This window comes from Micromonospora sp. CPCC 206171, assembly GCF_036906755.1.
GTDB classification, from domain to species: Bacteria; Actinomycetota; Actinomycetes; order Mycobacteriales; family Micromonosporaceae; genus Micromonospora; species Micromonospora purpureochromogenes.
On the sequence record NZ_JBAKHT010000002.1, the window covers coordinates 382,434 to 394,842 of the forward strand.

9 protein-coding genes and 1 pseudogene are annotated in these 12,409 nt (G+C 73.6%); 5 read left to right on the forward strand and 5 right to left on the reverse strand.

Annotated elements, in window-relative coordinates:
* Positions 1-263: 263 nt before the first annotated feature.
* Positions 264-1,445 carry an ABC transporter substrate-binding protein gene (locus tag V6U89_RS04480; RefSeq protein ID WP_334569312.1) on the forward strand — a complete coding sequence of 394 codons (1,182 nt, stop codon included), beginning with the start codon at positions 264-266 and terminating at the stop codon, positions 1,443-1,445.
* Between the two features lie 130 nt (positions 1,446-1,575).
* On the opposite strand, the gene V6U89_RS04485 is transcribed toward V6U89_RS04480, so the two are convergent.
* Both V6U89_RS04485 and V6U89_RS04490 read right to left on the reverse strand, forming a co-directional pair.
* Positions 1,576-2,466: an ABC transporter permease gene (locus V6U89_RS04485; RefSeq protein ID WP_442933860.1), complete on the reverse strand. Its 891-nt coding sequence runs from the start codon at positions 2,464-2,466 to the stop codon at positions 1,576-1,578.
* A 103-nt stretch (positions 2,467-2,569) separates the two neighbouring features.
* A complete protein-coding gene (locus V6U89_RS04490) occupies positions 2,570-3,598 on the reverse strand; it encodes an ABC transporter substrate-binding protein (protein WP_334569315.1) in 1,029 nt (342 codons plus the stop codon).
* A 268-nt stretch (positions 3,599-3,866) separates the two neighbouring features.
* On the opposite strand from V6U89_RS04490, the gene V6U89_RS04495 reads away from it, so the two are divergent.
* The 4 genes from V6U89_RS04495 to V6U89_RS04510 all read left to right on the forward strand — a co-directional run bounded on the left by V6U89_RS04495 (position 3,867) and on the right by V6U89_RS04510 (position 9,101).
* Positions 3,867-4,646 (forward strand): ABC transporter ATP-binding protein, encoded by a 780-nt coding sequence (locus tag V6U89_RS04495; RefSeq protein ID WP_334569318.1) that lies wholly within the window; start codon positions 3,867-3,869, stop codon positions 4,644-4,646.
* Positions 4,647-4,648: 2 nt separating this feature from the next.
* The gene (locus tag V6U89_RS04500; protein ID WP_334569431.1) at positions 4,649-5,599 is read left to right on the forward strand and encodes an LLM class F420-dependent oxidoreductase; all 951 of its coding nucleotides are present in this window, start codon (positions 4,649-4,651) and stop codon (positions 5,597-5,599) included.
* A complete protein-coding gene (locus tag V6U89_RS04505) occupies positions 5,596-5,904 on the forward strand; it encodes a cupin (protein WP_154941843.1) in 309 nt (102 codons plus the stop codon). Before V6U89_RS04500 ends, V6U89_RS04505 begins: the two co-directional genes overlap by 4 nt.
* A 65-nt stretch (positions 5,905-5,969) precedes the next feature.
* Positions 5,970-9,101, forward strand: a complete 3,132-nt coding sequence (locus V6U89_RS04510; RefSeq protein WP_334569320.1) for a hypothetical protein — start codon at positions 5,970-5,972, stop codon at positions 9,099-9,101.
* Between the two features lie 58 nt (positions 9,102-9,159).
* Here the strand turns inward: V6U89_RS04510 and thiC are convergent, their stop codons facing one another.
* From thiC to V6U89_RS04525, 3 genes and pseudogenes are all read right to left on the reverse strand, one after another.
* Positions 9,160-10,752, reverse strand: coding sequence for a phosphomethylpyrimidine synthase ThiC (gene thiC, locus V6U89_RS04515; protein WP_334569321.1), 1,593 nt, complete (start codon positions 10,750-10,752; stop codon positions 9,160-9,162).
* Positions 10,753-10,769: 17 nt separating this feature from the next.
* Positions 10,770-11,558 (reverse strand): bifunctional hydroxymethylpyrimidine kinase/phosphomethylpyrimidine kinase, encoded by a 789-nt coding sequence (gene thiD, locus V6U89_RS04520; RefSeq protein WP_334569322.1) that lies wholly within the window; start codon positions 11,556-11,558, stop codon positions 10,770-10,772.
* 248 nt (positions 11,559-11,806) lie between these two features.
* Positions 11,807-12,400, reverse strand: a pseudogene (locus V6U89_RS04525) (thiamine phosphate synthase); the annotation flags it as partial.
* Positions 12,401-12,409: the final 9 nt, after the last annotated feature.

Below are 12,409 nucleotides of genomic sequence, written 5' to 3' on the forward strand. Positions count from 1 at the left end.
CGCCCACGCTCTGAACAGGCATTCTCACTCCAGAGTGGCCGATCGCCTCGCCGAAGTGAGCGTCGGTAAATATCTGATTACCCCAACATGTGGGAAAGCCGTCCCGAAACCACATCGGGCCCCCGCGCTTGACCGCGGAGCCCGGCATTGGCAAGGTTTTGCAGGCTTCGCGCACACCGTACGGCAGACAATCCCGTATCTCCACTGAGGACGGACTAGCGGCGGTGACCGGGCAGCGCCCGCGCCGCACCTGGAGGACTGAGTTGAGCCCCATCCGCTCCGCGACCATCGTGGCGCTCGCATCGGCCGTACTGGCCACCACGCTCACCGGCTGTTCGTTCGGGGCGGGGCAGGAGGACACCAGCCCCATCGTCATCGCCGCGGACCTCGAACTCTCCGGCGCGGCGGCCCCGGTCGGCAAGGCGTACCAGCGCGCGCTGGAACTGAAGATCGAGCAGCTGAACAGGTCCGGCGCCCTGGGCAGCCGAAAGATCCGGCTCCAGGTGAAGGACAACCGTTCCGACGCCAGTGAGTCACTGCGGAACATCACCGACTTCAGCGGCGATTCCAAGGTGAGCGGGATCATCATGGGCGGTTGCAACGAATGCGCCGTCGGCGCCGTCCTCACCATCAACGAGAAGAAGATCCCCACCATCGCGCTCGCCCCGTCCAGCGCGATCTCCACCCCGGTCGCCGAGCGGCGGTACGTCTTCAAACTGGCCCCCAACGCCGCCGACAGCGCCGCGGCGCTCACCACGGAACTGCGCCGAAAGGGCATCCGTAAGGTCGCCGTGCTGCACAGCGACGACGACTACGGCCGGGAGGGCCTGACCGCACTGCGCGGCGAGTTCGACAAGGCCAAGATCCGGCTGGTCCGCAACGAGGCGGTGCGCACCACCGACACCGACGTCAGCCAGCCGGTCCGCCTGCTCACCTCCGGCGAGGCGCAGGCGCTGCTGCTCTGGACCCCGCCGGAGCAGGCCTCCCTCGCCGCGACCACCGCGCAGGAGGCGGGCTTCTCCGGGTCGCTCTTCCTCGACGCGGCCGCCGCCGGCGACCTCTTCCTCGGCAACGCCGCCCGGTCCACCGAGCGGGCCACCCTGATCTTCACCCAGACCATGGTGATCGACGACGTCATCGCCACCACCCCGGCCAAGGCCGCCCGGCGGCAGTGGTTCCAGGACTACACCGCCCGGTTCGGCGGCTACAACGGCTTCTCGTCCTTCGCCGCCGACGCGGTCCAGCTGATCGCCGACGCCGCGCTGCGGGCCGGCGGCCCGGCCGACCAGGTCAACCGGGACGGCATCCGGGACGTGCTGGAGACGTCCCAGATGGACGGGCTGTCCGGGCCGATCCGGATGACGCCGGACAACCACTCCGGGCTGATGCCCCAGGCGTTGACGACGCTGGTCGCCCGGGGTGGGCGCTGGCGGCTGGCGGGCTGAGGGGCGGTGTGGCCCACCGGTCCCCGGCTCCGGGCGGTCAGGCTTGAGCCCTGCGCCGGGGACGGTGGGCCACACCTCGGGCGATCTCGCAACTCCAACGGTTGACGTCGTGGTCAACGGTCGACGCGGGTCAGCGGGCGCTGGTGGTGGCCCGTACCCAGGGCAGGGCGAGGCGCTCGACCAGGGAGAGGGCGGCGTAGAGCAGGATGCTCATCGCCGCGATGAGCACGATCGCCGCCCAGGCGGTGGCGGTGTCCCCGATGCCGTTGTACTGCAGGATCTGGTAGCCGAGGCCCGGCTTGTCGGAGTAGAACTCGCCGATCACCGCGCCGATGGCGGCCAGCGGCATCGCCACCTTCAGCCCGACGAAGATCTGCGGCAGCGCGGCCGGGAAGCGCACCTTGCGGAACGCCTGCCACCACGAGGCGTTCAGCGACCGGGCCAGCTCGGCCAGGTCCGCCGGGGTGGTGGTGAGCCCGGTCGCGGTGGAGAGCACGATCGGGAAGAAGCAGAGCAGGAAGACCATGGTCAGGATCGGCTTCTCGCCCCAGCCGACCGAGACCACCAGCAGCGGCCCGAGGGCGATCTTCGGGACCGCGTTGACCGCCACCAGCAGCGGCGCGAACATCCGCTCGGCCCGCCGGGAGGCGGCCAGCGCCATCCCGATCAGCACCCCGGCGGCGGCGGAGAGCACGAAGCCCACCAGCGTCATCAGCGTGGTGATCCCCAGCGCCGGCAGCAGCACGTCGGCGGCCGCGGTCAGCGCCGCCCAGACGTCCTGCGGTGGCGGCAGGGACGCCGGATGGACCAGCTTCAGCCCCGAGGTGACCAGCCACCAGACGGTCACCGCGATCACCAGGCCGAGCAGCGGCAGGCCGACCGTCGCCGGGCGTACCCCCGGGCGCCGCGATGCCGCGGCGGCCGGTGGCGTGGTCGGGGTCGCCACCCCGGGCGCGTCGGCCGCGGCGCCCGTGTCGCGCTCCGCCTCCCCCGCTCCGGAGCGGGTACGGATCTGCGTCACGTGTCCCATCCTCTCCTGCCGGCCGGGGGCCGGCACGGGCACGGGGGTGCGGTCACCGGTCGCTGTCCCGGTGACCGCACCCCCGTGGCACGGTCGGTGTCGATCAGGCCTTCGGCGTCAGGCTGAAGTCGATGATCTGGTCCGGGGTGATGTTCTGCTTGAGCGCGCCGGCGCCCTGGAGCAGCGCGATGCTCTTGGCGACCCGCTCGTTGTCCAGGGTGCCGATGGCGGTGCCGGAGTTGCTGGACCGGACGTACCCGGCCATCAGCTGGAGCTCGGCGGCGGCCGCGGCCGGATTGGTCGCCGGGACGTTCTTCTTCAGCAGCTCGGCGGCCTCCTGCGGGTTGCCCAGGGCGTACTCCAGGCCCTTGAGCAGTGCGGCGGTGAACCGCTTGACCATCTCCGGCTTCTCCTTGGCCAGCTTGGTCGAGGTGATCAGGGCGTTGCCGTAGAGGTCCTGCATGACCTCGCTGTACGGCAGGACGACCGGCTTCTTCTTGGTCACCGCCTCGACGGTGGGCTGGCCGACCACGAACTGGCCGATGCCGTCGACCGTGCCGGAGGCCAGGGTGCCCATCAGGGTCTGTGCCTCACCGTTGACCCAGGTCACCTTGCTGGCGTCGACGCCGGCGAGGCGGGCGTACGTCGGGAAGAGCTGGCGGACCACGGAGGTGGGGGTGTCGGCGAGCTTCTTGCCCTCCAGGTCCTTCGGCGTGGCGATGTTCTTGCCCTCGACGGTGACCACGGCGGCCATGGTGCGCTGCTGGATGGCCGCCACCGCCACGAAGTCCTTGGCGGCGCCGTTGCCGAGCTGGAGCAGGCCACCGGTCAGGTCGATCGGGCCGAAGTCGGCCTGACCGCCGACGACGGTCTGGATGACCGAGCCGGTGCCCTGGCCCGGCTTGATCTCCACGTCGAAGCCGGCCTCCTTGAAGAAGCCCTTCTCCTTCGCCACCCAGGCGTACGAGTCACGGCCGAAGTTGCCGAAGGAGGTCAGGTAGGTCACCTTCTCCAACGCCTTGCCGTCACCGCCCTTGGCGTCGGAGTCGTCCGAGCCGCTGCTGCACGCGGAGACCAGGGCGAGGGCGGTGGCCAGGGCGGCCGCGGCGACCGTACGGGTCAGCCTTCTCATCAGTGCACCATGTCCTTTCCGACCGGGTCATGCCACCCGGAGGGGTTGTCGGTCCGGCGGTTTCGGCGTGAAGGGGGGAGCCGACGCCACCGTCGTGAAGGGACTCTTCGCGGGCACAGCGTACGAGAGACCCACCGTCACGACACCAGTCGCACCGGGTTGCGGAACGGAAACAACTGAGCGTCCACCCCGGACTGTTGGCAAGTGCCACACGCCCGATAGCCTTTGTCGGATTCCTGACCGCCCACTCAGGGGAGGCCCGCCGGACATGATCCGACTCGCCGAGGTGTCGCGTACCTTCGACGGCCGCTCCGGCCGGGTCGAGGCGCTGCGCGGCATCGACCTGACGGTCGCCGAGGGCGAGTTCGTCGCGGTGCTGGGCCGCTCCGGCTGCGGAAAGTCCACCCTGCTGCGCATGGTCGCCGGGCTGCTGCCGGTGACCAGCGGCGAGATCACCGTGGGCGGCACGGCGGTCACCCGGCCCCGCCAGGACATCGCGATGCTCTTCCAGCGCCCCGCCCTGCTCCCCTGGCGCACGGTGCTGGACAACGTCCTGCTGCCGGTGGAGATCTTCGGCTGGAGCCGGGCGAAGCACCGCGACCGGGCCCGCCAGCTGCTGGAGATGGCCGGCCTCGGCGGCTTCGAGAAGCGGCTGCCGCACGAGCTCTCCGGCGGCATGCAGCAGCGGGTGTCGCTCTGCCGGTCGCTGATCGGCGAGCCGCGGGTGATGCTGATGGACGAGCCCTTCTCCGCCCTGGACGCGCTCACCCGCGAGGAACTCTCCGGCGAACTGCAACGCGTGCACATGGAGACCGGAGCCACCGTCGCCTTCGTCACCCACTCCATCGACGAGGCGGTGCTGCTGGCCGACCGGGTGGTCGTGCTCAGCCCCCGCCCGGGGCGGATCCGCAGGATCGTCGAGGTGACCATCCCCCGACCGCGCACCCTCGGCCGCAACGCCCACCTGGCCGACGTCGCCCGGGTCAGCGCCGAACTGCACGAACTGCTGATGGAACGCGAGACGCCGGCCGTGGCGGAGGGCCGATGAGCATGCGGGTGGCCGTCTTCGTCGAGCCGCACCGCGGTGCCAGCTACGACGACCAGCTCCGGTTCGCCCGGCTGGTGGAAGCGGGCGGCTTCGACGGGTTCCTGCGGGCCGACCACTACCAGGCGATGGGCGACGAGCCGGGGTTGCCCGGTCCGACCGACGCCTGGCTGACCCTCGCCGCGCTGGCCCGGGAGACCACCCGGATCCGGCTCGGGACGCTGGTCACCTCGGCCACCTTCCGGCTGCCCGGGCCGCTGGCCGTGATGGTGGCCCAGGTGGACCAGATGAGCGGCGGCCGGGTCGAGCTGGGGATCGGCGCCGGCTGGTACGAGCGTGAGCACACCTCGTACGGCATCCCGTTCCCGGCCGTGGGTGAGCGCTTCGACCGGCTGGCCGAACAGCTGGAGATCATCACCGGGCTGTGGCGGACCCCGGTCGGCGACACCTACACCCACCTCGGCGACCACTACCGGCTGGTGGACGCGCCCGCGCTGCCCAAGCCCGTGCAACGGCCCGGTCCGCCGGTGATCGTCGGCGGGCGCGGCCCGAAGCGCACCCCCGAACTGGCCGCCCGGTACGCCGACGAGTTCAACATGCCCTTCACGTCGGTGGAGGAGACCGCCGGCGCGTACGAGCGGGTCCGCGAGGCGTGCGACCGGACCGGGCGTGCCGAGTCGGGGCGGGCCCCGCTGGTGCTCTCCGCCGGCGTGGTGGTGGCGATCGGGCGGACCGACGCCGAGGCCCGCCGCCGGGCGGAGCCGCTGCACGTCAAGAGCGCCCTGCCGCCGGAGGACCCGGTGGTCGGCTCCCCCGCGCAACTCGTCGACCGGCTCGGCGAGTTCGCCGCGATCGGCGCCACCCGGGTCCACCTGCGCCTGATCGAACTCGACGACCTCGACCACCTGGAGCTCATCGCCGCCGAGGTGCTCCCCCAACTGAACGGAACGCGATGACCGACGTGGTCGACGGTACGGAACTCGGCCCGGTGGGCCAGGAGATCGTCTTCGAGAACGAGCGGGTACGGGTGTGGCACATCCGCCTGGAGCCGGGTGAGCGGCAGCCGCTGCACCGGCACGACCACCCGTACCTGGTGGTGGCCGTCCAGGGGGCGAAGAACGTGGTGCAGACGATCGACGGCACCCGGATCGACGCCGACGAGCCCACCGGCGGGGTGGTCTACCGGGATCCGGGCGCGGTCCACATGCTCACCAACGTCGGCGACACCACGTATCTGGCCCGTCTCGTCGAGTTGAAGTAACCCCAGGCAGCCGCCCCGCCGCGCCACAGTGGCGATCGGGGGCACCGGGCCGTAACGTGCGCGACATGGCCTTTCGGACGTGGGGCAAGCTGCTGTTCACCGCATTCGGGGTGAGCGTGCTGGCCGGAGCCGGTCAGCTCGGCATCGCGTACGGGTTCGGGATCGTACGACTCAACGGCGCGTTCACGGATGTGAACCGGTGGCCGGCCCAGCTCGCCTGGGTCGGCTGGTTCGCCGTGACCGCCGCCGTGGTCGGCGCCGTGGTCACCGTCCGGCTCGCCCGCCGCGTCGGGCTGTCGGACGGCACCGGCGCACAACTCGCCGTCTCCGGCGCGGCCGCACTCGGCGCGACCGTCGTCGCCCCGCTCTGCATGCAACCCGCCCGGGCCGCGGAGCTGAGCACCGTCGACCCGGTCTGGGCGGTCGGGATCTGCGCGGTCGTCGGCGCGGTGGTCGGCGCGGGCGCCGCCTCGGCCGTGCTGCTCCGGCCGCCGCTGGGCTGGAACGTCGCCCTGCTGACCGGCGCGGTCTGGCTGATCGCGCTGGTCTCCGTCGCGCCGGCACTGCTGTCCACCGGGGTGCTGCGCTCCGTACGCCTCGGCGTGCTGGAGCCCTCCTGGTTGGACGCGGACGCGGCGCAGCGGCTGGCCATGCTGACCCTCCCCGCGGTGGCACTGCTGGCCGGCGCGGCGACCGGTGCGCTGGCCCGCTGGCGCGGGCACGTCCCGCTGGTCAGCGGGGCGGCCGGGGTGGCCGGCCCGGTGCTGCTCGCCTTCGCCTACCTGACCGCCGGCCCCGGCGACTCCGCCGACCGCTACCAGCTCGCCCCGTACTACGGCGCGGTGATCGCCGTCGCGGCCGGCGCCCTGGGCTCGGCCGCCGCCACGCTGCTGCGCTGGCCGCTCTTCCCGGCGACCGCCGCCGGGAACGCCGCCGGGAACGCCGCCGGAGCCGACGACGCCATCGAGCCGACCGACATCCTGCGCCCGCTGCCCGACAGCCCGGCCCTGAGCAGCGCCGCCGGCGACGGTTCAGCCACCGCGGACCTGGCCGGCGCCGCCGGCACGGGCACCCTGCCGACGTCCGGCACGCCGACCGGCGCCGACCGGGCCGCGACCCGGGCGACCGGGCCGACCCCGGCGCACTGGGACTGGCCGGTCACCCCCGGCACCCCGACCCCGTCCGGTACGCGCCCGGACAGCGGTTTCGCCCTCGACGCCCCGGCCGGTGACCCGGCGTCGGCGACCTGGCCGGAGCCGACCGGCCGGATACCGGACGAGCCGCCGTACGGCGACCTGCCGACAGGCCCGAGCCGCGCGCCACAGGCCGACGCCGCCGGCGCGGTGGGTGCCCCGCAGCCCCGGAACCGTCGCGGTACGCCGGAGTCCCGGTGGACGGCCGGCCCGACCGCGCCGACCGACGAGCGCGCGTCCCTCGCCGGTCACCGGGTGGAGCCGACGGCGTGGGACGCCGCGGCGGACCGGGAGGCGCCGGCGGAGCGGGCCGGCGGGGTCGACGTCGGGGACGGAGCCGACTGGGACGGTACGGCCAGCCGGATCCCGCCGGCGGTGTCCACCGGGGAGCCGGTGGTGGGCAGTTCATCCGCGCCGGCCCCGTCCGACGGGTTGCGAACGGTCGACCCGATCCAGGTGCCACCGACAGCCGACCCGGCCCAGGTCGCACCGGCTGCCGTTCCGTCCGACGGGCCGCGTGCGGCCGATCCGGTCCAGGTTGCTCGGGCCGCCGGTCCGGCCGACGCGCCGGCAGCGGACGCCGAGGTCACACCGCAGGTCGCGGTCGGGTCTGTGGCGGTCCCACAGGTAGCGGACCGGGCCGAGCAGCCGAACCGCGCCAAGGAGACGGCAGCCACCACTCACCGCACCGCGACCGAGCAGCCGCTCGACACCGAGCAGACGGCAGTGACCACCGACCGCACCGAGCCGGCCGAGCCCACCACCGTCACCCCTCGGCCCCGACCGAAGCGGACCCGCAAGGCCCGCTCCGCCGGGTCGGGGGAGCCGGTCGCCACCAACGCCAGCGGCGCCGGATCGGACGACCCGGTGGCGGCCACCTCCACCACGACCAGCGACGCCGGATCGGACCGCCCGGTGGCGGCCACCCTCGCCACCACCGGCGACGCGGCGCCGGCCACCGACGCGGGTCCCCCGGCTGCCGCCACCGGCTCCGCCGTTCCTGCCGCTGCCGCCGGCTCGGCCGCTGCGGTCACCGACCGGAAGGGCTCGGCGAAGCGGGCGGTCCACCCCGCGCCGGACCCGACAGCCGCCCCCGAGCCGGCCGACTCCCCCGCTCCGGCCCCCACCGCCCGTTCCGGTGCGGACACCGCCCCGGCCGACGACCCCGAGCGCGCGCTCGACCGGCCCAGGCTCGACCGCCCCGGGCTCGATCGGGCACTCGACCGGAACCGCCTCGACGAGCCGGAACTCGACCCAGCCCGGCTCGTCGAAGCCGGCCGTGGCACCACCGGACCCGGCCCGGCCACGCCCGACCCGGCACGGTTCGACCCGGCAGGACTCGACTCGGCCCACTCCGAGTACCCCTCGGCCGGGTCCGCCAGGGACGACCTCCGCGACGCGCCGGTTCCCCGGTCCAGCGCGCGGCCGTCGGGCGCGGACCGCAACCCGGCGCGCCACGACCCGCCCACCACCGGTGCCACTCCCGCGACCGCAGACCCGGCGCCCCGCCCCCGGCACCAACTGCCCGACCTGAACAGCGCGGCGAGCTGGAACGCCTTCACCGCTCCCCGTCCCGCGCCGGCGCCGCCCCGCGCCGCCCTGCCCTTCCCGGACCACGGCCCGGAGGAGGAACCGAAGCCGGTCACCTTCCGCTGGGACGCGGACGACTCCCGGCCCGAGACCCCCCGTACGGCGAGCCGGTCGATCGACCTGCCCGCCGCCGAGGTGCCCGGTGCCGACCCTCGCGGGGCCGAGCCGCCGTCGGAGGTCGAGCCGGAGCCGGCGACCGACCGGTCCCGACCGAAGCGGAGCCTGTTCCGCCGCAACAAGGCGCGCGGCGCCGAGCCGCCGGCCGAGAGCCCGGAGGCGGAGCCGCTCGCCGCGCAGGACGAGGAGTACGTCGACTGGGTGGCCGGCCTGAGCCGCCCGCTGGCCGACAACGAGCCGGAGACGGAGAGCGGCCGCCGCTCGCTGCGGTCCAGCGGCCGGCACCACCGGGACTGAGGAGGCGCAACGGTCCGGCGACGGGGTCCACCGTCGCCGGACCGGCGTGGTTCAAGGGTCAGGCCATCGGCAGGTACACCCGGCCGCCGGAGGAGAGGAACTCCGCGGACTTGTCCTGCATGCCGCGCGCGGCGTAGTCCTTCAGCTCCTGGGTGATCTTCATGGAGCAGAACTTCGGCCCGCACATCGAGCAGAAGTGCGCGGTCTTCGCCGGCTCGGCCGGCAGCGTCGCGTCGTGGTACGACCGGGCGGTCTCCGGGTCCAGCGACAGGTTGAACTGATCCTCCCAGCGGAACTCGAACCGGGCCTTGGACAGCGCGTCGTCCCAGGCCTGCGCGCCGGGGTGGCCCTTGGCCAGGTCGGCCGCGTGCGCCGCGATCTTGTACGCGATCACGCCCGCCTTCACGTCGTCCCGGTCCGGCAGCCCGAGGTGCTCCTTCGGGGTGACGTAGCAGAGCATCGCGGTGCCGAACATGCCGATCATCGCCGCGCCGATGGCCGAGGTGATGTGGTCGTACGCGGGGGCGATGTCCGTGGTCAGCGGGCCGAGCGTGTAGAACGGCGCCTCGTGGCACCACTCCTGCTGGAGGTCCACGTTCTCCTTGATCTTGTGCATCGGGACGTGGCCCGGGCCCTCGATCATGACCTGCACGTCGTACTCCCAGGCGATCTTCGTCAGCTCGCCGAGGGTCCGCAGCTCGGCGAACTGGGCCTCGTCGTTGGCGTCCGCGATCGACCCGGGCCGCAGCCCGTCGCCGAGGGAGAACGTCACGTCGTACCGCGCCAGGATCTCGCACAGCTCCCGGAAGTTGGTGTAGAGGAAGTTCTCCTCGTGGTGCGCCAGGCACCAGGCCGCCATGATCGACCCGCCCCGGGAGACGATCCCGGTCACCCGGTCCACGGCCAGCGGCACGTACGGCAGCAGCACCCCGGCGTGCACGGTCATGTAGTCGACGCCCTGCTCGGCCTGCTCGACGACGGTCTCCCGGAACACCTCCCAGCTCAGCTGCACCGGGTCGCCGCCGACCTTCTCCAGCGCCTGGTAGATCGGCACGGTCCCGATCGGCACCGGCGAGTTGCGCACGATGGCCTCGCGGGTCTCGTGGATCCGCTTCCCGGTGGACAGGTCCATCACGGTGTCGGCGCCCCACCGGGTCGCCCAGGTCAGCTTCTCCACCTCCTCCGCGACCGACGAGGTGACCGCGGAGGTGCCGATGTTGGCGTTCACCTTCACCAGGAACGCCTTGCCGATGATCGCCGGCTCGCACTCCGGGTGGTTGACGTTGAGCGGCAGCACCGCGCGGCCGGCGGCGATCTCGTCCCGGACGAACTCCGGCGCCATCCCCTCCCGGATCGCCACGAACTCCATCTCGGGCGTGACGACCCCGGCGCGGGCGTACGCGAGCTGGGTGGGCCGCTTCCCGTCCGCCCCGGCCAACGGCGTGCCGGCACCCCGGACCGGGGCCACGTCACCGCGCTCGGCGATCCACCCCCCGCGCAGCGGCGGCAGCCCCACCTCCGGATCGGAGCCCGGGCCGGAGGTGTCGTAGCGGCGCAGCGGCGGGTTGTCCCCGGTCAGCTCCACCTCGGCGAACGGCACCCGGACGTCCGGCCGCGACCCCTCGACGTAGACCTTGCGACGTGCCTGCATGACAGCCTCCCTGATGGTCAACAGGACCAGCCGAAGTGGTCCAGCGGGCCGCGTCCCGCGCCCAGTTCCCAGTCCCGCGCGCCGGTCAGCGCACGGGTGACGTACTCCTTGGCGGCGGCGACCGCGACCGGCACCGGGTCGCCCGCCGCCAGCCGGACGGCGATCGCCGCCGAGAACGAGCAGCCGGTGCCGTGGGTGTGCCGGGTGCGCACCCGGGGCGCACGCAGCAGGATGGTCGTCCCGCCGCCGCACAGCACGTCGACCGACTCGCCGCCGGCGTCCACGTCACCGCCGGTCACCACCACGTGCGCCGGGCCACCGGCGGCGATCGCCTCGGCGGCGACCGCCATCTCCTCCACCGTGGTCACCGGGCGTCCGGTGAGGGCGGCGGCCTCCGCGCAGTTCGGCGTCGCCACCTCCGCGTACGGCAGCAGCCGCTCGACCGCCTCCACCACGCCGAGCGAATGTCCACTGGTGGCGACCAGCACCGGGTCGACGACCAGGTACGGCAGCCGGCCCGCCTTCGCCGCCTCGGCCACGGCGTCGGCGACCGCCGGGGTGCCGAGCATCCCGGTCTTCACCGCCCGGACCCGGAAATCGCCGAGCACGCTGTCGAGCTGCTCGGTGACCGTTCGCGGGGGCAACGGCAGCACGGCGTCGACGCCCCGGGTGTTCTGCGCGGTGACGGCCGTGATCACGCTGGTCCCGTACGCGCCGAGAGCGGCGAAGACCTTGAGATCGGCCTGGATGCCGGCGCCGGCGCCGGAGTCCGAGCCGGCGATGGTGAGGACGGTCGTCGGCGTCACTGGTTCTCTCCTGGGGTCGCTGTTGGACGCCGCCTGTCCCAGTTCGTCGAGGTCGGCGTGAAGGGCTGCGGCCGACCGTGCGGGATCCTCGTTGTCGCTGTGAGGGGCTGCGGCCGACCGTGCCCACTCCGGGCGGTCGGGCTCGATCCCTGCGTGGGCACGGTCGGCCGCAGCCCCGGGTCGGAGACCTCCGCGCGGGCGTGCCGGCTTCGCGGCACCGGGGCGAGCGCGAGCGCCGCTGATGTGGTGGCGGCGCTGGCTGCTCCGAAGGCCCCGGTCAGGGTGGTGGCTGCCTGGGTGGGGTCTTCGGCTCGCATGATGGCGCCGAGCACGGCCACGCCGACGGCTCCCGCCTCGACGCATGCGTGCACCTGGTCGGGGGTGTCGATGCCGCCGAGGGCGAGGATCGGTACGGGGCTGGCCTGGATCAGCTCGGCGAGCCCGGCTGCCTGCAGGGGTGGGCCGTATCCCGGTTTGGTTCTGCTGGGGAAGACGGGTGAGAGGGTGGCGTAGTCCTCTGTGGTGAGTCGGGCCAGTTCGGCGCGGTCGTGGCAGGAACGGCCCACCAGGCCGAGGGCCGGTGGCGGGTAGGGGCCGGCCGACGGCAGGTGGACGGCGTCGCCGTCCAGGGGATCGGGGCCGGCGACGAGCAGGGTGCCGTTGGCCTCGGCGAGGAGTGGACGCAGCGCGGCGGCGAGGGCGGCGCGTTCGGCGCGGGGCAGGTCCTTCTCGCGCAGCACCACCCAGCGCACTCCCCCGGCCACCGCCGCCGCGACCACCTCCGGCAACGGCCGCCGGGCCTGCCACCGGTCGGTGAGCAGCACCAGGCCGGAGGGCACCACCGGACGGGC

What these genes read in the sequence shown, in the direction of transcription:
- thiC (WP_334569321.1), bottom strand. Translation starts at nt 10,752, where the DNA reads ATGCAGGCACGTCGCAAGGTCTACGTCGAGGGGTCGCGGCCGGACGTC.
- V6U89_RS04510 (WP_334569320.1), top strand. Translation starts at nt 5,970, where the DNA reads ATGGCCTTTCGGACGTGGGGCAAGCTGCTGTTCACCGCATTCGGGGTG.
- V6U89_RS04505 (WP_154941843.1), top strand. Translation starts at nt 5,596, where the DNA reads ATGACCGACGTGGTCGACGGTACGGAACTCGGCCCGGTGGGCCAGGAG.
- V6U89_RS04495 (WP_334569318.1), top strand. Translation starts at nt 3,867, where the DNA reads ATGATCCGACTCGCCGAGGTGTCGCGTACCTTCGACGGCCGCTCCGGC.
- V6U89_RS04490 (WP_334569315.1), bottom strand. Translation starts at nt 3,598, where the DNA reads ATGAGAAGGCTGACCCGTACGGTCGCCGCGGCCGCCCTGGCCACCGCC.
- V6U89_RS04500 (WP_334569431.1), top strand. Translation starts at nt 4,649, where the DNA reads ATGCGGGTGGCCGTCTTCGTCGAGCCGCACCGCGGTGCCAGCTACGAC.